The organism is Azospirillum sp. Sh1, assembly GCF_008365135.1.
GTDB lineage: Bacteria > Pseudomonadota > Alphaproteobacteria > Azospirillales > Azospirillaceae > Azospirillum > Azospirillum oryzae.
Genome location: NZ_VTTK01000023.1, coordinates 84122 through 106498, shown reverse-complemented (window position 1 = coordinate 106498; position 22377 = coordinate 84122). Strand labels below are relative to the sequence as shown.

General features: G+C 68.5%; 18 protein-coding genes. 7 read left to right on the top strand and 11 right to left on the bottom strand.

Features of this window, described 5'->3' with window-relative positions; translation table 11 throughout:
• The first annotated feature begins 62 nt into the window (after nucleotides 1-62).
• From FZ029_RS21635 to FZ029_RS21620, 4 genes are all read left to right on the top strand, one after another.
• Entirely contained in the window at nucleotides 63-962 is a 900-nt protein-coding gene (locus FZ029_RS21635) for an ABC transporter ATP-binding protein (protein ID WP_149271860.1), read from the top strand.
• 3 nt (nucleotides 963-965) lie between these two features.
• Complete coding sequence (locus tag FZ029_RS21630; RefSeq protein WP_012978041.1) at nucleotides 966-1676, top strand: ABC transporter ATP-binding protein; 711 nt, start codon at nucleotides 966-968, stop codon at nucleotides 1674-1676.
• A 1-nt stretch (nucleotide 1677) separates the two neighbouring features.
• Complete coding sequence (locus FZ029_RS21625; protein WP_149271859.1) at nucleotides 1678-2031, top strand: DUF6867 family protein; 354 nt, start codon at nucleotides 1678-1680, stop codon at nucleotides 2029-2031.
• 368 nt (nucleotides 2032-2399) lie between these two features.
• Nucleotides 2400-4085 carry a HAMP domain-containing methyl-accepting chemotaxis protein gene (locus FZ029_RS21620; protein ID WP_149271858.1) on the top strand — a complete coding sequence of 562 codons (1686 nt, stop codon included), beginning with the start codon at nucleotides 2400-2402 and terminating at the stop codon, nucleotides 4083-4085.
• 15 nt (nucleotides 4086-4100) lie between these two features.
• Here FZ029_RS21620 and FZ029_RS21615 read toward each other — a convergent pair whose 3' ends face one another.
• The 3 genes from FZ029_RS21615 to FZ029_RS21605 all read right to left on the bottom strand — a co-directional run bounded on the left by FZ029_RS21615 (nucleotide 4101) and on the right by FZ029_RS21605 (nucleotide 7794).
• Entirely contained in the window at nucleotides 4101-4769 is a 669-nt protein-coding gene (locus FZ029_RS21615; RefSeq protein WP_149271857.1) for a hypothetical protein, read from the bottom strand.
• 30 nt (nucleotides 4770-4799) lie between these two features.
• Entirely contained in the window at nucleotides 4800-6218 is a 1419-nt protein-coding gene (locus tag FZ029_RS21610; RefSeq protein ID WP_149271856.1) for a selenium-binding protein SBP56-related protein, read from the bottom strand.
• A gap of 397 nt (nucleotides 6219-6615) precedes the next feature.
• Nucleotides 6616-7794, bottom strand: a complete 1179-nt coding sequence (locus FZ029_RS21605; protein WP_149271855.1) for an acyl-CoA dehydrogenase — start codon at nucleotides 7792-7794, stop codon at nucleotides 6616-6618.
• A 258-nt stretch (nucleotides 7795-8052) separates the two neighbouring features.
• On the opposite strand from FZ029_RS21605, the gene FZ029_RS21595 reads away from it, so the two are divergent.
• Nucleotides 8053-9771, top strand: coding sequence for a VTT domain-containing protein (locus FZ029_RS21595; RefSeq protein ID WP_149271853.1), 1719 nt, complete (start codon nucleotides 8053-8055; stop codon nucleotides 9769-9771).
• 40 nt (nucleotides 9772-9811) lie between these two features.
• Nucleotides 9812-10462 (top strand): DUF1345 domain-containing protein, encoded by a 651-nt coding sequence (locus tag FZ029_RS21590; protein WP_149271852.1) that lies wholly within the window; start codon nucleotides 9812-9814, stop codon nucleotides 10460-10462.
• A gap of 19 nt (nucleotides 10463-10481) precedes the next feature.
• Here the strand turns inward: FZ029_RS21590 and FZ029_RS21585 are convergent, their stop codons facing one another.
• The 7 genes from FZ029_RS21585 to FZ029_RS21555 all read right to left on the bottom strand — a co-directional run bounded on the left by FZ029_RS21585 (nucleotide 10482) and on the right by FZ029_RS21555 (nucleotide 19296).
• Nucleotides 10482-11624 carry an alpha-hydroxy acid oxidase gene (locus FZ029_RS21585; RefSeq protein WP_149271851.1) on the bottom strand — a complete coding sequence of 381 codons (1143 nt, stop codon included), beginning with the start codon at nucleotides 11622-11624 and terminating at the stop codon, nucleotides 10482-10484.
• A gap of 31 nt (nucleotides 11625-11655) precedes the next feature.
• The gene (locus FZ029_RS21580) at nucleotides 11656-12492 is read right to left on the bottom strand and encodes an IclR family transcriptional regulator C-terminal domain-containing protein (RefSeq protein WP_246457288.1); all 837 of its coding nucleotides are present in this window, start codon (nucleotides 12490-12492) and stop codon (nucleotides 11656-11658) included.
• Nucleotides 12493-12658: 166 nt separating this feature from the next.
• Nucleotides 12659-13591, bottom strand: coding sequence for a dihydrodipicolinate synthase family protein (locus tag FZ029_RS21575; protein WP_149271850.1), 933 nt, complete (start codon nucleotides 13589-13591; stop codon nucleotides 12659-12661).
• A gap of 50 nt (nucleotides 13592-13641) precedes the next feature.
• Nucleotides 13642-15429, bottom strand: coding sequence for an ABC transporter permease subunit (locus tag FZ029_RS21570; protein ID WP_149271849.1), 1788 nt, complete (start codon nucleotides 15427-15429; stop codon nucleotides 13642-13644).
• 1 nt (nucleotide 15430) lies between these two features.
• The gene (locus FZ029_RS21565) at nucleotides 15431-16546 is read right to left on the bottom strand and encodes an ABC transporter ATP-binding protein (RefSeq protein ID WP_149271848.1); all 1116 of its coding nucleotides are present in this window, start codon (nucleotides 16544-16546) and stop codon (nucleotides 15431-15433) included.
• Nucleotides 16547-16726: 180 nt separating this feature from the next.
• Entirely contained in the window at nucleotides 16727-17809 is a 1083-nt protein-coding gene (locus tag FZ029_RS21560; RefSeq protein ID WP_149271847.1) for an ABC transporter substrate-binding protein, read from the bottom strand.
• Between the two features lie 65 nt (nucleotides 17810-17874).
• Complete coding sequence (locus tag FZ029_RS21555) at nucleotides 17875-19296, bottom strand: FAD-binding oxidoreductase (RefSeq protein WP_149271846.1); 1422 nt, start codon at nucleotides 19294-19296, stop codon at nucleotides 17875-17877.
• 275 nt (nucleotides 19297-19571) lie between these two features.
• Here FZ029_RS21555 and FZ029_RS21550 point away from each other — a divergent pair, with 275 nt between their 5' ends.
• On the top strand, nucleotides 19572-20507 hold the full coding sequence (locus tag FZ029_RS21550) for an exonuclease domain-containing protein (RefSeq protein ID WP_149271845.1): 936 nt from the start codon (nucleotides 19572-19574) through the stop codon (nucleotides 20505-20507).
• A gap of 15 nt (nucleotides 20508-20522) precedes the next feature.
• Here the strand turns inward: FZ029_RS21550 and FZ029_RS21545 are convergent, their stop codons facing one another.
• Entirely contained in the window at nucleotides 20523-22226 is a 1704-nt protein-coding gene (locus tag FZ029_RS21545; RefSeq protein ID WP_149271844.1) for a methyl-accepting chemotaxis protein, read from the bottom strand.
• Nucleotides 22227-22377: the final 151 nt, after the last annotated feature.

Sequence of the window (22377 nt, the reverse complement as noted above, 5' to 3'; positions counted from 1 at the left end):
CACCGCGACCCGACCATCCTCCTGCATGGCGGCAAGACCCCCGCCGCGACGGGAGCCGCGAAATGAGCGCCGTGATGCCCCACACCACGATGAACGACAAGCCTTTGCTGAGCGTCGAGCACCTGACCATGCGCTTCGGCGGTCTGGTGGCGAACAACGACGTGTCCTTCGAGGCGCGGGCGGGCGAGATCACCGCGCTGATCGGCCCGAACGGCGCCGGCAAGACGACGCTGTTCAACTGCGTCACCGGCTTCTACACCCCCACCGTCGGCCGGCTGACGCTGCGCCACCCGCAGGGCAAGGAGTTCCTGCTGGAGCGGATGCCGGGCTACCGCATCGCCCAGCTGGCCGGGGTGGCGCGCACCTTCCAGAACATCCGGCTGTTCAGCGGCATGAGCGTTCTGGAGAACCTGATCGTCGCCCAGCACAACAAGCTGATGCGGGCGTCGGGCTTCGCCATCGGCGGGCTTCTCGGCCTGCCCGGCTTCCGCAAGGCCGAGCATGAGGCGGTGGAGCTGGCGAAATACTGGCTCGACCGGGTTCGCCTGACCGAGTTCGCCGACTGGGAGGCCGGCAACCTGCCCTATGGCGCCCAGCGCCGGCTGGAGATCGCCCGTGCCATGTGCACCGAACCGGTGCTGCTGTGCCTGGACGAGCCGGCGGCCGGCCTGAACCCGCGCGAGTCGGGCGAGCTGGCCGAGATCCTGACCTTCATCCGTGACGTCCGGACGCCGCAGGGGCACCAGACCGGCGTGTTGCTGATCGAGCATGACATGAGCGTGGTGATGCGCATTTCCGACCATGTTGTGGTGCTGGACTATGGCCGGAAGATTTCCGACGGCGATCCGGAGCATGTGAAGAACGACCCGGCGGTGATCCGCGCCTATCTCGGCGAGGACGAGGACGAAGCGCTGCCGCCGGAGATCGCGGCCGACCTGAACCTCGCGCAGAAGGGGGCCTGAGCCATGTTGAAGGTATCGGGCGTCCATACGTTTTACGGCGCCATCGAGGCGCTGAAGGGCATCGACATCGAGATCGGCGCCGGCGAGATCGTCTCGCTGATCGGCGCGAACGGGGCGGGCAAGTCGACGCTGCTGATGACGATCTGCGGCAGCCCGCGCGCCCGCCAGGGCCGGGTGTTCTTCGAGGGCGAGGACATCACCGACCTCCCCACCCACGAGATCGTGCGGCGCGGCATCGCGCAAAGCCCGGAAGGCCGGCGCATCTTCCCGCGGATGACGGTGCTTGAGAACCTGCAGATGGGCTCGATCGTCGCCCAGCCCGGCAGCTTCGAGCGCGAGCTGGAGCGGGTGCTGACGCTGTTCCCGCGCCTGAAGGAGCGCATCAACCAGCGCGCCGGCACGATGTCGGGCGGCGAGCAGCAGATGCTGGCGATCGGCCGTGCGCTGATGAGCCAGCCGCGTCTGCTGCTGCTGGACGAGCCGAGCCTTGGTCTGGCGCCGCTGATCGTGAAGCAGATCTTCCAGGTGATCCAGGAGATCAACCGGGAACAGAAGATGACGGTGTTCATGGTCGAGCAGAACGCCTTCCACGCGCTGAAGCTGGCGCACCGGGCCTATGTGATGGTGACGGGGAAGATCACGATGACGGGAACCGGGGCGCAGCTTCTGGCCGACCCGGAGGTGCGGTCGGCCTATCTGGAAGGGGGGCACTGAGATGGAGACGATCCTGGGTTCGTCGGTTCCGGTCTTCGTGTTCCTGACGCTTCTGGTGTTCGGCGGCTGCGGCGTGCTGACCGGGCAGACGCTGGCGGAGGGCTGGAAGCCGGTGTCGAACGTCCTGGCCTACTCGCTGCTGCTGGGGGTGGGCGACCGCTTCCTGGCCTGGGGCCTGTTCGGCGAGCAGCTGCTGTCCGTGTGGGGCTTCATCGTCCATACGGTCGTGCTCGGCCTCATCACGCTGACGGCGCATCGCATCGCCATCGCAAGGCGCATGGTCAACCAGTATCCGTGGCTCTATGAGACCGCCGGCCCCTTCGGCTGGCGGGAGCGCAATCCGGCCCGCGGCTGAGACGCTATGATCCTGGGGTGTCCCGGTGCCCATGGTGAGCCCGGATACCCCAGGATAGCGCACAACCAAAAGAACAGAAGCCGGATTAGCAATATATCCGGCATTGAAAGGCGCCGTTCCGTCAATGAAACGGCGGCGTCTTCACTTTAGACGCGTCGGCCCACGACTTTGGGATTGCCATGACAACTGGCAACCATCCGAAAGTCAGAGAAGAAGATCATGGCGCAGACCATGACGCTCCGTTACAATACCATTTAAATTTTGCAATTCGTTGACGCTTCGACAGCAAACGCCGGTCTTTCCGGCGGCTGATCCGTCATGCCTTGACGGTCGATGCGACGCGAAGGCGGCATGGGAAGGGCAAGAGCATGGCAGTGGACAAGGCGGCCGCATCCCGGCCGCGTCGGTTCTGGAGCGTCGGGCGCAAGGTGACGGCGGCCTTCGTCGCGGCCATCGTCGGCGGCTTCATCGTCATCATGGGGCTGCAGGCCAAGATGCAGTACGACGACGCGGTGCGGCTGGCCACGCACGACGCCCGCGTCAAGACGGACATGCTGGCGAACGCCACCAAGACCAGCTTCATCGCCAGCGACGGCGCCTCCATCGAGACGGAGTTCATGCCGCTGGCCGACAGTCACGAGGTGCAGCTCGCCTCGCTGCGCGCCGCGACGTCTTCCGACACGCTGGCCGACTTCTCCAACCCGCGCTTCGCCAAGTACGACCTGAAGGCCGACCAGGATCTGGTCGAGGCGGTGCTGGCCGGCAAGGGGGCGCAGACCCGCTCGGCCAAGGGCCACATCGTCGTGACGGTGCCGGTGGTGACCGGCAAGAGCAACCGGCTGGTCGGCGCCCTGCAGATCGCCTGGAGCCTGGACCAGCAGATCGACGCCATCGCCACCCAGATGCGCAACCAGATCGCCATCTGCCTGATCGCGCTGGTGGTGCAGATCGCCCTGCTGAACGTCCTGCTCGGCCGCATCGTCATCCGCCCGCTGCGCGCCATGTCGGCGGCGATGGCGAAGCTGGCCGACGGCGACACCGCCGTCGAGGTGCCCGGCAACGGCCGCTCCGACGAGATCGGCGCCATGGCCGGCTCGGTCACCGTCTTCCGCGACAACGCCCGCGCCATCGAGCGCATGCACGCCGCCCAGGCCGAAGCCGACGCCAGGGCGGAGGCGGCCAAGCGCGCGGCCCTGCTCGACCTCGCCGACCGCTTCCAGGGCACGGTGAAGCGGCTGGTCGAGGGCATCGCCGAGTCGGCGTCCGGCATGGCCGACAGCGCCGACCGCATGGCGGTGGTGGTGGGCGAGGCGTCCAGCCAGACCCGCAACGTCGCCCGCGAATCCGACGACATCCAGTCCAACGTCCGCTCCGCGGCGGCGGCGGCGACCGAACTCGCCAGCTCCATCGGCGGTATCACCGAGCAGGTCGGCCATTCCGCCCGCATCGCCGGCGAGGCGGTGTCCCATGCCGACCGCACCAACGCCACCGTCCAGGGGTTGATCGCCAATGCCGAGCGCATCGGCCAGGTGGTCGGGCTGATCCACGCCATCGCCAAGCAGACCAACCTGTTGGCGCTGAACGCCACCATCGAGGCCGCCCGCGCCGGGGAGGCCGGCAAGGGCTTCGCCGTGGTGGCGACCGAGGTGAAGGGGCTGGCCGACCAGACCGCCAAGGCCACCGACGAGATCGCGGCCCAGGTCAACGCCATGCAGTCGGTGACCCGCGAGGCCGCCGAGGCCATCGGCGCCATCGGCAGCACCATCACCGAGATCGACGGCATTTCCGGCACCATCACCCAGTCGGTGCAGGAGCAGAACTCCGCCACCCAGGAGATCGCGCGGGCGGTGGAGATGGCGGCGCTGGGCACCCAGGACGTGTCGGCGACCATCGCCGCGCTGGCCCACACGGCGGAAAGCGCCGGCAGCACGGCGCTGGGCGTGCAGGACGCCGCCCGCGGCCTGTCCGGCCAGACCCGCGCGCTGGCATCCGAGGTCGACCGCTTCCTGGCGGAGGTCCGCCAGCAGGCGACCGGGGATGTGAGGGCGGCGTGAGTTCCCTGACGGACCTCACGCCAGCAGCAGGAATCCCGCCCCGGTGCCGATCAGGGCGCCCGCCCACAGCAGATCGAAATTCACCCAGCCGCGGCGCAGGATGCCGAGCCCGACGGTTTCGAAGACCGCCAGCCCGATAACGGCGATCACCGCCAGCATCGCCGCCATATGCACCAGAACCACCGCCAGCCCGGCCGCCGCCGATCCCAGTGCGGCGACCGGGCCGGTCATCTCCGCCCCCGGTCCGCACAGGGACAGCGCCATCAGCTGCGCCGGCGCCAGCATGCCCAGCAGCAGGGGCAGGATCATCAGCCCGGCCCCGTGGGCCGACGCCATCAGGAAGGACCAGAGCGTCAGCCCGGCAAAGCCGGTGCGCATGCCGACCCGCAGCCGGTGGCGGTATCCGCGCACCAGCCGGTAGAGGCCGAAACCGATCAGGAGGGCAGGCGTGACCAGCCTCAGCGGGGCCGTCGTGACGACCAACTGCAGGATGGCGAAGCCCGCCACCACCACCAGCACCGACAGGGCATGGCCCAGCGCGATGGGGGGCAGAGCCCTGATGACGGCACCCCGCCGCCCCTCCTGAAGGCCGAGGGCCACGGCAAAGAGCCATCCCATCGCCGGGTTCACTCCATGGAAGGCGCCGAGCCCGGCCAGCGCCAGCCATTGCCAAGGGTCATCCATGGAGAGGCGTTCCTCAGAGTGCGGTCGCGGTCACGGATAGCAGTAGGAATCCGAAGAGGCGTCGCCTCCTTCCAGCCGGATCTGATGACCGCGGAACTCGTCGTCGAAGCGCAGGAAGAACCGCTCGTCGATGGTCAGGCCACCATCGGAGTCGGCATCGAGCTTGACCATCCAGCTCCTGATGCCGTCCGGATAGAACTGGTCGTCCCAACTCCGGTACAGCGAGTTGGTGAAGTAGACCCGCTTGCCGTCGCGGCTGACCTCGACCATCTGCGGGCCGCCGTTGAGGGCGCCGCCATCGGCATCGCCGCCGGGATGACGGCTGCGCCCGACGATCCCTCCCAACCGCACCGAGCCGGTCAGCCTGGGCTGGAACGGATCGGACACGTCGTAGCGCTGCATCTCCCCCGTGCCCCAGCAGGACACGTAGAGCCAGCGGTCGTCCAGCGACAGGTCGATGTCGGTGACGAGCGGCGGCACCGCCTTGAAGCCCTTGAGCATGGGCGGCAGCAGATCCGGGTCCGCCGGTTCGGCCGGGATGTCGATCACCTTCCTCATGGCCCACCGGCCGTCACCGTTCCCGCCGGTCTCGCGATGCCAGAGCCAGATCGACGAGGACAGGTCCGACAGGTTGACCACGGCATTCATGAACCCATGGGCCTTGGTCGGGTCGTGGGCCGGCCGCAGTTCCAGTGCCAGCTGGTATTCCGGCCCCAGATCGATGGTCTGCCGGTGCCGGCGGTTGCGCAGATCCCAGAAATGGACCTGATGGCCGTATTTCGCGCCGAGCAGCAGTTCGGGGTTCAGCCCGTCCTCGATCATGTCGGGCGTGCCCCATTCGCTGGTGATCAGCGTGTCCTGGCCGAGATGCCACCAGACATCATAGGCCAGGAACTGCGGGCCGCGGTCGATCTCCCACTGGCCCAGCACCTCGAAGGTTTCGTGGTCCATCAGGAAGACGCCGCCCGGCCCGCCGCCATCGCCTTTCCCGTTGCCGAGCGCGCTGACATAGATGCCTTCCGGTCCGCAATGCAGCGTGTGCGGGCGGGAATAATTGGCGCGCGCCGCGAGTTCCTCCGCCTCGATCACCTTGACGATCCTGGGGCTGGCCGGATCGGGCTTGGTGTCCAGGATGTGGATGCGCGACGAACGCAGCCCGGGCACGATCAGATAGCGCCGCTCCACATGCGGATGCGGGGCGTAGGGGCACAGGGCGGAACTGCAGGCGTTCCAGCCGAAATGGTGCAGCTCGTCGCCGACGTTCGGCATGTCGACCCGCCGGAGGAGCCGGCCGTAGCTGGCGGAGGATGGATCGACATCGACCACCCCAAGCGCATCCGGCCCCCCTCCGACATTCAGCATCGCCACATAGGCCAGCCGTTCCGAAGGAGCCTGCATCGCCATGCGTGGCGAGGGGTAGAAGCTGGGATCAGGAGTCCAGGTTGCCATGGAAATTCCTCCCAAATCGGCATGCGCCGAATTGGAAAGAATACCTCAGCCTTGACAGACGACAGCGGAAGAAAAGGGAGTGGATTGTCTATATACCGCGCCGACGATCACCCCAATTCTGAATTAGTTTTTGGGACGAACCGGCTGATTCTTCTGGAACGCCCGGCACTCAGTAGAAAAATTCCCGCCTCGGGACAAAGGAAGCCGGTGTCAGCCGAGAGGAGGAGCTTGCTCCGGGAATCCGCAACCACACCGATTCCCGCAAGGTCCCCGCGCATTCGCCGCATCACGCAGGCTCCCCTCCTCTCCCCGGCACCGGACGGATCTGCGATCCGCCCGATACCGCCGGCAACGCATGCGTTGGCACGAGAGGCGGGAAAGGGGATGGACTACCCGCTTAGAAGAACGCCTGCAGGCCCGTCTGCGCCCGGCCCAGGATCAGGGCATGGACGTCGTGGGTGCCTTCGTAGGTGTTCACCGTCTCCAGGTTCACCATGTGGCGGATGACCTGGAACTCCTCGGAGATGCCGTTGCCGCCGTGCATGTCGCGGGCGACGCGGGCGATGTCGAGCGCCTTGCCGCAGTTGTTGCGCTTGATCAGCGAGATCGCCTCCGGCGACCAGCTGCCGTCGTCCATCATGCGGCCGACCCGCAGGCAGGCCTGAAGGCCCAGCGTGATCTCCGTCATCATGTCGGCCAGCTTCTTCTGGACCAGCTGGGTCTGGGCCAGCGGGCGGCCGAACTGCTTGCGGTCCAGCGTGTACTGGCGGGCGGCGTGCCAGCAGAACTCCGCCGCGCCCAGCACGCCCCAGGCGATGCCGTAGCGCGCCTTGTTCAGGCAGCCGAACGGACCGCCCAGGCCCGACACGTTGGGTAGCAGGTTCTCGTCGGGGACGAAGGCCTCGTCCAGCACGATCTCGCCGGTGACGGACGAGCGCAGCGACAGCTTGCCCTCGATCTTGGGCGTGGAGAAGCCCTTGGTCCCGCGCTCCACCACGAAGCCCTTGATCTTGTTGTCATGGGCGTCCGACTTCGCCCAGACGACGGCGAGGTCGGCGATGGGGGAGTTGGTGATCCACATCTTGGAGCCCGACAGCAGATAGCCGCCGTCGACCTTGGTGGCGCGGGTCTTCATGCCGCCGGGATCGGAGCCGTGGTCCGGCTCGGTCAGGCCGAAGCAGCCGATCAGCTCGCCGGTGGCCAGCCGCGGCAGCCACTTCTTCTTCTGCTCCTCGCTGCCATAGGCGTAGATCGGATGCATGACCAGCGACGACTGCACCGACATCGCCGAACGATAGCCGCTGTCCACCCGCTCCACCTCGCGGGCGACCAGACCGTAGGCGACATGGCTGACGCCCGGCCCGCCATATTCCTCCGGGATGGTCGGGCCGAGCAGGCCCAGCTCGCCCATCTCGGTCATGATCTCGCGGTCGAACCGCTCCTCGCGGAAGGCGGAGATCACACGCGGCTGCAGCCGGTCCTGGCAGTAGGCGCGGGCGCTGTCGCGCACCAGCTTCTCATCCTCGGTCAGTTGGGCTTCAAGGAGGAAGGCGTCGTCCCACTGGATGCTCTGCACGGTGCGTCTCCTGGTCGGGTGGCGGTTCGGCCGTCGATGGTCATTTGGCCGGTCATTTATTGGGACGCACTGTGCCGCGCCGGCGCCATAGCTGCAAACACATATTTTCTATCATCCCCATATCGTTTTGATATGGTCCAAAGGAAACAGTCGCTATGTCGCACGGTTCCATAAAAGTTTTAACGTGAAGCTTACCATTTCCTATGCAATTTTGCCGATGGCACCGTAACCGCCCCCTACCCAACGGACACCCCGCACGTGTTTGCTGCATTGCAACCAATAACCGCTTTCGCCGGTTTTCCCCTGTTGCTGGGCCTTGCTTTGCTTACGCTTCTGCACGAAGACGTTGCAATTGCGGTTGGAGCGAGCCTCGTCAGCGTCGGCACGGTCAGCATCGGCGTGACCGCCATCACGCTGCTGTGTGGGATCGTTATCGGCGATTTGTTCATTTATGTCCTCGGACTATTGTCGCTGCGGGTGTCATGGATCCGGCGGCGGACCGAAGGGCCGATGCTTGAACGCTGCCGCGGAGCCTTGCAGAGGAACCTGCTGCCGACATTGGTGACTTGCCGGCTGGTGCCCGGCGTCTTGTTCCCGACCTATTTCGCCTGCGGCGTGATGCGGGTGCCGTTCCTGCGCTTCATCGCCATCACGCTGGCGACCGCCGGGGTGCATGTCGGGCTGCTGCTGACGCTGATGACCTCGTCGCTCGAAGCGGCGGCGATCCAGGTGCAGGTCATCGGCATCGGCTGTGCCGCGCTGCTGATGATCCTGCGGACCAAGCGGGCGCAGACCGTCGTCCGCGCGCTGTTCGCCCGCATCCGGGCGGCGCTGGAGCCGCTGCTGCCCGACGCCCTGCGCGATGCGCTGCACGGCAGCCCGACCCCGCGCGCCATCGCCCTGCCCGGCCTGCCGGTGGTGCCGGCCGGCGCCCCCACCATCGGCTGGGCGGAGCGCATTCCGCCGCTGCTGTTCTACATTCCGCTGGTGGCGCAGTGGTTCGCGCTCGGCATCCGCCACCGCAGCCTGACGCTGCCGACCGCCGCCAACCCGTCGATCGAGGCCGGCGGCCTGCTGGGCGAGTCGAAGATCGCCTGCATGGACCTGATCGGGCCGGAGGCGCGCAAATGGGCGGCGAAATCCGTCGCCCTGGTCAACCGCCCGTCGCTGACCCCGACACAGCTGGAGTCGCTGGCCTCGGGCGCCGGGCTGTCCTTCCCGCTGGTCGCCAAGCCGGACATCGGCTGGCGCGGCATCGGCGTGCGGCTGGTGCGCGATGCCGCCGATCTCCGCACCTATCTCCACGGCTTCCCGGCCGACGTCCGCCTGATCCTGCAGGAGCATGTGCCTTACGCCGGCGAAGCCGGCATCTTCTACGTCCGCAAGCCGGGGGAGCGGCACGGGCGCATCTTCTCCATGACCTTCCGCTATTACCCGCATGTGGTCGGCGACGGCCGCTCCACCCTGCGCCAGCTGATCGCCGCCGACCCGCGCGCATCCTGGAAGGCCGACCTCCACCACGAGGCGCTGGCCGACCGGCTGGACGAGGTGCCGGAGGCGGGCCGCACGGTTCGGCTGTCGCTGGTCGGCAGCAGCCGGGTCGGCGGCCTCTACAAGGATGCCTGCGGCCATGTCACGGCGACGCTGACCGCCCGCTTCGACGAGATCGCCGACCAGATGCCGGGCTTCCATTTCGGCCGCTTCGACGTCCGCTTCGCCTCGGTGGAGCGGCTGGCGGTGGGCGAGGATTTCCGCATCATCGAGGTCAACGGCGCCGGGGCGGAGGCCATCCACATGTGGGATCCGGAATTCAGGCTGGGCGACGCCTACGCCACCCTGTTCCACCAGCAGGCACTGATGTTCGAGGTCGCCGACGCCTGCCGCGCCCAGGGTGCCCGGCCGCTGACCGCGCTGGAGCTGGTCCGCTATCAGCGCCGCCAGCAGACCTTGCTTCCGCTCTATCCCGCCTCCAACTGAAGCGCTGCAGCCTCGGCTGCAGGCAATCGCCGGAGTCGAGATGCGCGGCAGCCTGACCCATCTGCGCAACCGCCCGTCGCTCAGCGGGGCGCTGGCGATCGCCCTGTTGGCCGGGTGCGCCGCCGCCGTCTGGCTGCGGCCGACCACCGCAGTGCTGATCGGCTGGGATTGCGGGGTCGCCGTCTACATCCTGCTGGCCAGCATCCTGATGAACCGGGCCACTGTGGCCTCCATGCGCCGGCGGGCGAGGCTGCTCGATCCCGGCAAATGGGGGGTGCTGGCCGGGGCGGTTCTGGCCTCGCTCGCCGCCCTGGTCGCCATCGTGGCGGAACTGGTGTCGGCCAAGGGCTCCCCGCACGAGGGCGTGGCGGCGGTCCTGTCGGGGGTGACGGTCCTGCTGTCCTGGGGCTTCCTGCACGTCTTCTTCGCCCAGCATTACGCCCACGAATACTGGCTGGACGGCGAAGCGGACCGGGAGCGCAGCCTGGATTTTCCCGGCAACGACGCGCCGGATTACCTGGAGTTCCTCTATTTCAGCTTCACCGTCGGGATGACCGCGCAGGTGTCCGACGTGACCACCCGCGGCGCCGGCATGCGCCGCCTGGTGCTGATGCACGGCGCCCTGTCCTTCCTGTTCAACACCGCGGTGCTGGCGCTGGGCGTCAATCTGGCCGCCGGGCTGGTCAGCTAGAGACAATCACTGAGCCGGTTCAGCGGATCGGCCGCAGGTCGGCGACCGTCCGGCAGCCGAGCAGCGCCAAGGTCCGGTCGAGTTCGTCCCGCAGGATCGCCAGCGCGTGTTCCGCCCCCGCCTGTCCGCCGGCCGCCAGTCCGAACAGCGGCGCCCGGCCGAGCAGAACCGCGGCCGCACCGGCGGCCAGCAGCTTCGCGGCGTCGCTGCCGCGCCGCACGCCGCTGTCGGCCAGCACCGTCATCCGGTCGCCGACCGCGTCCATGATCCGCGGCAGAACGCCAAGCGGCGAGGGCGCGCAGTCCAGGTTGCGCCCGCCATGGTTGGACACCACGACGGCCTCGACCCCCGACTCCGCCGCGCGCAGCGCATCCGCCGGCGCCAGCAGGCCCTTGAGGATGATCCGGCCATGCCAGCGGCGGCGCAGCTCCGCCACGTCGTCCCAACTCACCCGGTCGCACAGCCGGATCGGGTCGTGGGCGGCGGCGTCGGTGATGCGGGTGCGGAACTGCTTCGGATAATGGGCGTATCCGGGCCAGCCGCCGTCGGCCAGCAGGCGCAGCAGCACCCCTGCCGTCCAGGCCGGATGGCGCGCCACGTCCAGCGCGCCACGCAGGGACGGCGTGACCGGCACGGTGAAGCCGTTATGCCGGTTGTACTCGCGTTTCGGCGAAACGGCGGTGTCAACCGTCAGGATCAGCGTATCGACGCCGCAGGCGGCGACGCGGTCGAGCAGGGCATGGGTCAGGCTGCGGTCGCGCCAGACATAAAGCTGGAACCACAGCTCGGCCCCGGCCTCGGCGATGGCCTCGATGCTGGTGATCGACTGGGTCGAGACGCAGAAGGGAATGCCGGCCGCGCGGGCGGCCCGCGCCAGCAGAACCTCCCCGTCGTAGCGGACCAGCCCGGCGGCGGCGGTGGGCGCGATGACGAAGGGCAGCGGACGCTCGCGGCCGAACAGCGTCACGCCGGTGTGGCGGTCGGCGCAGTCGACCAGCACCCGCGGCGTCAGTTCGGCATGATCGAAGCCGTCGCGCAGCCGGCGCAGGGCGGTCTCGTCCTCGGTGCCGCGGTCGATATACTCGAACAGGCCGCGCGGCAGGAAGCGGCGGGCCTGATGCCGCAGCTCGTCGATGTTCAGGCATGCCTGATGGGCCGCCATCGGATCACCGCCTCCCGCGGGAAAGGACGCGTTATCGGGAATAGCTGCCGAACTTGTGGACGGAAATGGAGGCCGCGGCCACCTGCACATGGCGGGCGAGTTCCCGCTCGACCTGCTCCGGCGTCCAGCGCGTGGCCGGGACGGAGATGCTGAGGCCGGCCACCGCGCGGCCATGCTCGTCGGTGATGGCGGCGCCGACGGAGATGTCGCCCATCACCGTCTCGTTGATCAGCAGGGCATAGCCCTTCTCGCCCGCCTCGCGCACGCGGGCGCGCAGACGGTCGGGGTCGCAGACGGTGAAGGGGGTCAGCGGGCGCAGGTCGGTGCGGGCCAGGATGTCCTCCCGCTCCTCCTCCGACAGACGCGACAGGATGGCGGTGCCGGACGCCGTGTAATAGGCGGGCAGGCGGCTGCCGACCATGAACTCGATGTTGACCAGATGCTTGCCGGGGAAGCGGGCGACGAAGACGATCTCGGCGCCGTCCAGCTCCTGCAGGTTGGTGGTCTCACCGACGCTGCGGCTGATGTCCAGAAGGTAGGGAAACGCCTTCTCGATCAGCTCGTTGGCGCGCAGGTAGTTGTAGGAGAACTGCAGCAGCTTGGGCGTCAGCGCATAGTTGCGCGTGCCGTGGACGCGGCGCAGGTAACCCAGCACCTCCAGCGTGTAGACCAGCCGCTGGGCGGCGCTGCGGTCCAGGTTGGCGGCCTTGGCGATCTCCGACAGTGGCATCTGCCGGTGCGGCCCGTCGAAGGCGTGGAGGATCTGGAAGGTCTTCTCGGTCGAGCCGACGAACAGCGAGGACTCGCGCGGGTCGGCCTTCTTCGTGTCCGGCTCCGCTGCCGCCGCGGCCGGGCCTGTTTCCGTCACGGACCCTTGCGCCTTCGGCATCCGTCCTGCTGTCCGCGTCATCGGCAATCCCCCAAGACTTCCTCATCCGACCGGGCCGGCGCCTTCACGCCATCGCCCGGCGCCTCCCGCGCTAACGCATAGCATCCGGCGGACCGATTGCCACGCGCCGCGCGGTTGCCACCCGTCACGCCGGCTGGGCGGCCGGCATTCCCTCATAGGTGACCAGCAGGCGCGACAGCTCGCGCCGCAGCGCCTGCTTCAGCGGCTCGGCCGGCTCGCGCAGCGGCGCCAGCATCGCCGGGGCCTTGACGCCGACCAGATCCATCACCGACTTCATCGGGCCGGGGTTGGTCTCGGCGAAGGCGAGGTTCATCATCGGGATCAGCGAGCGGTGGATCTCCAGCGCCTTGTCCAGCTTGCCTGTCGAGGCGAGGTCGTGGATCAGCCGCCATGCCCGCGGCAGCAGGTTGGCCGTCACCACGATGCCGCCCCTGGCCCCGGCCGCCACCTGCAGCGGGAACAGCGTGTCCTCGCCGCTCAGCACCGCGAAGGACGGGTCCACCCCCGCCACCGTGCGCAGGAAATGGTACATGTCGGTGTTGCAGGCCTTCATGCCGACGATCCGCTCGTGCCGCGACAGCTCGTGCAGGATGTCCGGATCGATGGCGATGCGGGTGCGGTAGGGGATCTCGTAGATCAGGATCGGCACCGGCGATTCGTCGGCATAGCGCAGGAAATAGTCGCGGATGCCGGCCTGCGTCGGGTTGGTGTAGTAGGGGGTCAGCACCAGCAGCCCGTCCACCCCGGCCGCCGCGAAATCGCGGCCGGCGGCCAGTGCGTCGTAATAGCCGGTGTCGAGCACCCCGGCGATCACCGGCCCGCGCTTTTCGCCCGCCTCGGCCATGGCCTCCACCGACAGTTCGGCGAAGCGGATGCGCTGGTCCTTCGCCAGCGCGCCGTATTCGCCGGTGCCGCCGAGCGGGACCAGCCCGTCGATGCCCTGGCGGAACAGCCAGGAGAACAGAGCCTTGGAGGCCGCCACGTCGATGGTGCCGTCGGCTGTCACCGGCGTCGGGGTGGCGGGCAGAATGCCGCGAAGCTTCGTGGCGTCAAGCATGTCTTGTCCTTGGAAGAAGCGAGTGGCGATAAGCGGTTGGGGAGCCGGTCTCAGCCGGCGAGGCTGCGTCGGCGCAGCCGGTCCGCGACGAAGATCAGGGTGGCGACGAACAGCAGCAGCCCGGTCGACACCGCGGCGATGACGGGGGAGACCTGCAGCGTCACCTCGTCCCAGAACTGCTTGGGCAGCGTGGCGCTCAGCCCGCCCGAGGAGAACAGCGAGATGGTCAGTTCGTCGAAGGAGGTGGCGAAGGCGAACAGGAAGGAGGACAGCATGCCCGCCCCCAGGATCGGGAAGGTGACGTGCCGCAGCGCCGCCAGCGGCCGGGCGCCCAGGCTCTGCGCCGCAAGGTCGAGCCGGGTGTCGTAGTTGCGCAGCACCGCCATCATCGTCATCACCACATAGGGCACGGCGACCACCGTGTGGCCGATGACCAGCCCCAGGATCGTGCCGACCAGCCCCATCTGGGCGAAGACATAGAACATGCCGACGGCGATGATCATGCGCGGCACGACGATGGGCGACAGGATGAAGGCCAGCATGGCGCCCTTGCCCCGCATCCGCCCGCGCACCATCAGGAAGGCGGCGGGAACGCCGATCGCCATCGACAACAGGCCGGTGCCGAAGGCCACGACGATGGAGCGCCACAGCGCCTGCATCCAGATCGGCGAGTCCAGCAACTGCTGATACCATTGCAGTGTGAAGCCCGACGGCGGCCATGCCAGCCCGCCCTTGCCGAAGGACAGCGGGATCATCAGGAAGGCCGGCAGGCTGATCAGCACCAGCAGCAGCCAGACGAAGACGGTCAGTGCCACCGGACGCTCGGACCGGCCGCGGATGGGATGGCGGCGCGGCAGCAGGCCGATAGCCGCGTCGCTGGCCGATCCCAGCGCCGCCAGCACGCGCCCGCCCAGCCGCCGCATGGCGGTGTCCCGGTTGCGCACCACCGCGCTCTCCCCGGTCAGCGAGGCGAAGCCGAAGACGCGGTCGTACAGCACGAACACCACCAGCACGACGGTCAGCAGCAGGACCGAGATGGCGCCGGCCAGCCCCCAATTCAGCGTCTGCTGAACCTGATCGATGATCAGCTGGGTGATCATCGTCTCCTTCCGGCCGCCCAGCAGGGCGGGCACGATGAAGAAGCCGATGGCCGACACGAAGACCATGATCGCCGACGCGGCGACGCCCGGCAGCGACAGCGGGAAATAGACGGTCCAGAAGGCGGTGCCGGGCTTTGCTCCCAGCGTGCCGGCGGCGCGCGGCAGGGTGCGGTCGATGTTCTCCATCACCGCCAGCATGGTCATCACCGCCAGCGGCAGCATCGCATGCACCATGCCGACCAGCACGGCGCCGAAGCCGTAGAGCAGGTCGGCCGGGCTGTCGATGATGCCCAGCGACATCAGCGTGCTGTTGATCACGCCGTTGCGGCCGAGGATGACGACCCAGGCGAAGGCGCGCACCAGGAAGCTGGTCCAGAAGGACAGCAGCACCCAGAAGATCAGCCGGCTCTTCGCCGGTCCCTTGGCGATGGAGATCAGGTAGGCGACCGGATAGGCCGCGACCACCGCGACCAGCGTCGTCGCCAGCGAGATCTTCAGCGTGATCCACAACACGGTGACGTAGAGGCTGGAGGCGAACAGCTGCGCATAGGGCGCCAGCGTGAAGCCCTGCCCGTTGTGGACGCTGAGCGCCAGCAGCTGCCCGACCGGGAAGACCAGGAAGGCGACGAGCAGCAGGACGAGCGGGGCGCCCATCAGCACCGGCTTGCGCCAGGCGGGCGGGGGCGAATGGCGTTTGGCGCCGGGGGCGTGGGTCATGGCCAGGGATTGTCCGCTCATCTCACGCCGTCCCCGCAGCGCGCGCCGCATCGGCGATCACCACGGCGTCGCGCCCGCTCCAGGACAGCGTCAGCACGTCGTCGATGCGCACCGCGTCGGCCTCGTTGCGGGTGGGGAAGGCGGCGACCAGCGGCGGCAGCTTGCCGTCGAGCGGCTGCATGTAGACCTTGGTCAGGCTGCCGGTGACCATCACCTCCGACACCCGGCCCTGCAGCCCTTCGGCGGCGCTTCCACCCCTGCGGGCGACGGTCAGGTTCTGCGGACGCACCATCACCCGCACCTCGCTGCCCGGCGGCAGGTCGTTGCCGTTGGCGAGCGCCCGGCCGGGGATGCCCAGCGTGCCCAGCCCGATCTCCACCTCGTCGCCGCTGCGGCCACGCAGGGCGGCGGGCAGGATGTTGGATTCGCCCAGGAAATCGGCGACGAACAGCGAGCGCGGACGGAAATACAGGTCGGCCGGCGTGCCCAGCTGTTCGATCCGCCCGGCATTCATCAGGCAGATGCGGTCGGACATCGTCATCGCCTCTTCCTGGTCGTGGGTGACGTAGACGACCGTCGTTCCCAGCTCGCGGTGCAGGCGCTTGATCTCCAGCTGCATATGCTCGCGCAGCTTCTTGTCGAGCGCGCCCAGCGGCTCGTCCATCAGGATGATCGACGGCTTGTAGACCATGCAGCGGGCGAGCGCGACGCGCTGCTGCTGGCCGCCCGACAGCTCGCGCGGGTAGCGGCCGGCGATGTGCGGCAGGTGCACCATCTCCAGCGCCTCGACCGCCCGCCGCTTGGCCTCGGCCGCCGCCACCTTCCGCATCTTCAGCGGGAAGGCGATGTTCTCCTCGACGGTCATGTGCGGGAACAGCGCGTAGTTCTGGAACACCACGCCGATGTCCCGCTCGTAGGGCGGGGCGTAGGTGACGTCCTGCGACCCGATGCGCACGCTTCCCTCGTCGGGCGGCACCAGCCCGGCCAGCAGGCTGAGCAGCGTCGTCTTGCCGGAGCCCGACGGGCCGAGCAGCGTCAGGAATTCGCCGTCGGCGACGACGAGATCCGTCGGGGCGAGCGCCACGAAGTCGCCGTAGCGCTTGGCAAGGCCCTGGACGGAAAGGCTGGAAGAAGACATGCGCGCCTCCTCGCGAAGGGGGTGGGGCCGAAGGGGAATGGGGCGGGGATAGATCCTGTTGCCCCCTCCCCAACCCTCCCCCACCTTTGGTGGGAGAGGGAGTTAGTCGCAGAGCGGCGGAGTTCCCTCTCCCGCGTAAGCGGGGGAGGGCTAGGGAGGGGGCAAAAGCGTTGCCAAGCCTCAGCTCAGCAGCCAGGCGTTGTAGCGCTCCAGACCCTTCTGCTGGTTCTTCAGCCAATAGTCGGCGTTGATCTGCACGCCGCGCTCGATGTTGGCCGGGAAGGTCGGGCAGTCGGCGGCGATCTTGGCGTCGATGTGCTTGAAGGCGTCCGGCTGGGTCACGCCGGCCGGGAAGAACTTCACCAGCTCGGCCTGCCGCTTGGGATCGGAAGAGAACTTGATGAACTGGCGGCAGGCGTCGGCATTCGGCGTGCCGGCCAGGATCGCCCAGCTGTCCAGGCCCCAGATGTTCTGGTCCCAGACGATGCCGACCGGCGCGCCGGCGGCGATGGCGGCCTGCGGACGCGATACCCAGGTCGGGACCATGTCCACTTCGCCCGACAGCAGCATTTGCTCGACCTGCGCGCCGCTGGTCCAGAACACCGCGATGTCCTTCTTGATGCGGTCCAGCGCCTTGAAGGCGCGGTCGAGGTCGCAGGGATAGACCTGCCCGGTCGGCACGCCGTCCGCCATCAGCGCCTGCTCGATGGTGTCGAACGGGTGCTTGCGCAGGGCGCGGCGGCCGGGGAAGTTGGCGACGTCGTAGAAGTCCTTCCACGAGGCCGGCGCCTTGCGGCCCTTGAAGGCGTCGGTGCGGTAGGCCAGCACCGTGGTGTAGACGTTGGTGCCGACGCCGTATTCCGACATGTACTGCTTGGGGATGGAGGCGACTGCCGGGTCGGCCTCCAGCCCGTGCTTCTCCAGCAGCGGCTTGTCGCCGCCGGTCAGCATCAGGATGGCCGGCTGGCTGATCTTCGCCATGTCCCAGGTGTAGGACTTCGCTTCCACCATCGAGCGGATCTGCGCCGTCGGCTCCGCATTCGCCTGGACGCCGATCACCTCGATGCCGGTCGCCGCGGTGAAGGGCTTGTAGAACACCTCGCCATAGGCCTTGGTGTAGATGCCGCCGTCGTCGCGCACGACGATCCGCTTGTTCTGCGCGCGCGCCGGACTCCAGATCGCCGGCATGGCAAGGGCGGATGCGCCGACGGCGCCGGCTTTCAGCAGGGTGCGGCGGGACCAACCGGATTGGCGGATGCTCATGTCGGAACTCCTCTTGGTGGGCCGGAACGGCGAAGGAACGGCGGAAGAATGGACGGAAGGCGGGCTCAGCCCGGCGGCAGCAGGCGGCCGGGATTGAAGAGGTTCTGCGGGTCCAACGCCTGCTTCACCGCGCGCATCAGCGCCAGTTCGGCGGCGGGCTTGTAGCGCGCCATTTCGCCCAGCTGGACGCGGCCGACGCCATGTTCGGCGCTGAAGGTGCCGTGCAGCCGGGCGGCCTCGTCGTTCACCGCATGGCGGATGGCGCTGGCGAGCGCCTCGCGCTCTGCGACCGCATTCCAGGCGTCGAAGGTGAAGAAGGGGATGAAGTGGACGTTGCCGTCGCCGAGATGGGCGACGACGATCACCGGCAGGTCGGGCACCAGCGCCCGCACCGCGGCGGTCGCGGCGTCGATGAAGGCGGGCACCGCCGACAGCGGCACGGCGCAGTCGGTGGTCAGGCCGACGCCGGCCTTCTTGTTCGCCTCCGAAACGCTGTGGCGCACCTCCCACAGGGCGTGGCGCTGGGCGTCGCTGGCGGCCAGCACCGCGTCGGTCAGCAGCCCGTCGGCGAAGGCATCCTCCAGGATCGCCTGAAGTTCGCTGTCGAGCGCGTCGCCGCCGCTGTTGTCGGACAGCTCGATCAGGACATGCCAGTCGGCCGGCGTCTCGATCGGGCTGCGGCGGCCCGGCACCTGCTCCACCACCAGATCGAGCTGGAGGCGGTTGATCATCTCGAAGGCCGACAGCCGGGCGCCGCAGCGTTCCTGCACGCGGGTCAGCAGGGTCAGCGCGTCGGCCGGGTCGGCGATCCCGACCCAGGCGACGGCATGGCGCGTCGGCAGCGGGTGCAGCTTCAGCGTCGCCGCCGTGATGATGCCGAGCGTGCCTTCCGACCCGATGAACAGGTGCTTCAGGTCGTAGCCGGTGTTGTTCTTGCGCAGGCCGTACAGGCCGGACCAGATCGTGCCATCGGCCAGCACCACCTCCAGCCCCAGCACATTGTCGCGCGTGTTGCCGTAGCGCAGGACCGAGGTGCCGCCGGCGTTGGTCGCGATGGTCCCGCCGATCTGGCAGGAGCCCTCCGCGCCCAGGCTGACCGGATAGAGCCGTCCCACCGCCGCCGCCGCTTCCTGCACGGTGGCGAGCACGCAGCCGGCCTCGACCTCCATCGTGCTGTTGACCGAGTCGATGCCGCGGACCGCGCGCATGCGCGCCAGATTGAGGATGACCGGAGCCGGTCCCGTCTCCGACGGGGTGGCGCCGCCGCACAGGCTGGTGTTGCCGCCCTGCGGCAGCAGCGGAATCCCGTGCCGGGCGCAGCAGCGCACCACCGCGGCCACCTGCTCGGCGTTCGACGGCCGGACGAGGCAGAGGGCCGGCCCGCGGTAACGCCCGCGCCAGTCCTCCGTCGCGCCCTCCAGATCGGATTTTGATGTCAGAACGGCGTCGGCGCCGATCAGGCCCGACAGCTCAGCGATCACGTCCACACGCGATCTCCTTGATCTGCATGGTGTCTGTTTAAGTAATCGCTATTCGATTACAACAACTGAAATATGATACTCTGTGATTGGCACGCCAACAATCCACTTTTTGCATAGAGACCGAATTTTTGGCTGTGCGGCCGAATTGGGCGCCATGCGGGCGAGCCATCCGGGATGCCTGTCCTGCGACGGCACGGACTCTCGACCTGCGGTGGCGGGCCCGCCTATAGTCGGCGCGTGTTTGACGTGGCAGGGCCGTCCTGCCCCCGGGGCGAGAGGTCATGAGCCGTTTGATCGATGCAGTGCGTGCCCGTCCGGCGGCGGAGAAACCCACACCAACGCAATCATCCGCCCGCCGTTTCGTCGTGATCGACTGCGAGACCACCGGGCTGTCGCCGGCCGGCGGTGACCGCATGGTCAGCTTCGCCGCGATCGAACTGGCGGAGGCGACGCCGACCGGCCGCTGTCTCAGCCTCATCTTCAATCCGGGCCGCAAGTCGAATCCGCATGCGCTGAGGGTGCATGGGCTGCCGGATCACCTGCTGCGCCACCAGGATCCCTTTCACAGCGTCGCCCAGGACATCCGCGGCTTCCTGGACGGCGCGGTGCTGGTCGGCCACAATGTCGGCTTCGACATCGACTTTCTGCGGCACGAGTTCCAACTCTGCGGCCTTCCCTGGGGACCGCCCCAATCGGTTTGCACGATGCACCACGCCAGGGGGCAGGTGGCCGGGCGCGTGTCGCTCGACGCGGTGGCGACCCTGTTCGGCATCGATGTCGGCATCCGGGCGCGCTTCCACGGCGCCTTCGTCGATGCCGAGATCACCAGCCGCCTGTTCCAGAAGATGATCCTCGGCAGCGCCGAGATGCTGGCGGTTCCCCATCTGGCGCCGACCAACCAGATCGATCCGCCGCCGGTGGTGCGGGCTCCGGCCGTTCCCATCACGCACGGCATCGGCGGTCACGCCTTCGCCGTGACCGGTGAACTGACCGGCCTGTCGCGCGAGGCGGTGATGGCCCGCATCCTGGCGCTGGGCGGACGCTGGCATCACAGCGTCCGCAAGGACACCGACTATCTCGTCGTCGGCCACGCCCCCGGCGCCACCAAGCTGGACACCGCCGCCGCCCGCCGCGCCAAATACGGCAAGCCCGACATCATCGACGAGGCGCAGTTCTTCGCCATGATCGCGGCGTCCCGCGCCGGAAAGCGCGCCTGACGCCGGCCCCATGCGTCAGGCCGCGCGGACCTCGCCGATGAAGGCCTGGATCCGCTCGCGCAGGCGGTCGGAGTCGCGGGACAGGCTGTCGGCGGCGCCCAGCACTTCCCCGGCGGCCTGACCGACCTGACCGGCGGAATTGCTGACCTCGGCGATGTTGCCGGTCACCAGCTGGGTTCCCTGGGCCGCCTGCTGGATGTTGCGGCCGATTTCCTGGGTGGCCGCGGTCTGCTGTTCCACCGCCGCGGCGATGGCCCCGGCGATGGCGTCGACGTCGTTGATGGTGCGGCCGATGGTCTGGATCGCGGTCACCGTTCCGTCCGTCACCGTCTGGATCTCGGCGATCTGGCTGCCGATCTCCTCGGTCGCCTGCGCAGTCTGGGTGGCCAGCGCCTTCACCTCCTGCGCCACGACGGCGAAGCCCTTGCCGGCCTCCCCCGCCCGCGCCGCCTCGATGGTGGCGTTCAGCGCCAGAAGATTGGTCTGGCTGGCGATGTTCTGGATCAGGCTGACGACGTCGCCGATCCGCTGGGCCGCCTGTACCAGCCGGGTGACCAGCGCATTGGTCCGTTCGCCCTCCTCCACCGCGTTGCGGGCGATGGCGGCGGCGGCGTTGACCTGCCGGCCGATCTCGCCGATGGAGCTGCCGAGCTGCTCCGACGCCGCGGCGACCGTGGCGACGTTGGCGGAGGATTGCGCCGTGGTGGCGGCGACGGACGATGCCTGCTCCGTCGTGCGCGAGGCGATGGCGGTCATGGTCTCGGCATTGCCGCGCAGATGGCGCGCGGCCGACGCCACCGCCTGCACCACGTCCTGCACGTCCGCGTCGAAGCGGTCGGCCAGCGCCCGCATGCCGGCCTGCCGGTCGCGCTCGGCCTGCAGCTTCTGCGCGTCCCGCTCCTCCTGCAGCGCATGCATGGCAAGGCCGTTGCTCTTGAACACCTGCAGCGCGCGGGCGAGCAGCCCGACCTCGTCGCCGCGCCCGGCGCCCTGGATCTCGACCGCGAGATTGCCGTCGGCGATGGCGGTCATGTCGGCGACCAGCCGGTGCAGCGGCTGGACGACGAAGGCCACGATGATGGCGCCGAACAGCCCGAAAGCGACCAGCAAGCCGACGCCCGCGACTCCGTACAAACGGGCCATGACGCCGGAGGACAGGGCCTGGGCCCGCTCCTGGGCGCGCCCGGTCTCCTCCAGGCTGTGCTCCACCCGCTCCGTCAGCGCCGCGGTCAGCTTCTGGCGGACCGGACGGCCGACGTCGATCGACACGCGGATGGCGCTGTCGGTGTCATAGGCGCGCGCCAGCTCGACCGCCTTCTCGGACACCCGCTCATACTCGCCGACGATGGACTTGATGCCGGCAATCGCCTCGCGGTCGGCCGGGGCGTCATAGGCGGCGGCCAGCCGGTCGATGGCGGTCAGCGCCGTGCCGATGTTGGATTTGTAGGTCGCGAAGGCGGCGTCGATCCGCTCGCGCGTGCCGCCGACCAGCGCGTTGGATTCCGCATCCATCGCGTCGCCCATGGCCGACTGGATGGCCAGCGCCGCCGACAGCCGGCCGGCCACCACCTCGGTCACCCGGCTGGTGGAGGCGGTCAGGTCGACCAGCGCCGACCTTGCGGTCCAGACCACGCTGCCCATGACGGCAAGCAGCAGGACCGCCGGAATCAGCAGCTTATGAACCAGTTTCCGGTCGGAAAACCAGCGGTGCAGGGCCATGGGATGTCTCTTTCCAAAAGACTCGGGTGGGCCGAAGGACTCGGGTGGGCCGAGCGGGAGCGTTCCGCCCGAGCCAGTCGGCGGGCAGCCATTCCCGAAATTTTTAATTGATATACGATTGCTTTACGCGCATTATGATAGCGAAAGATCC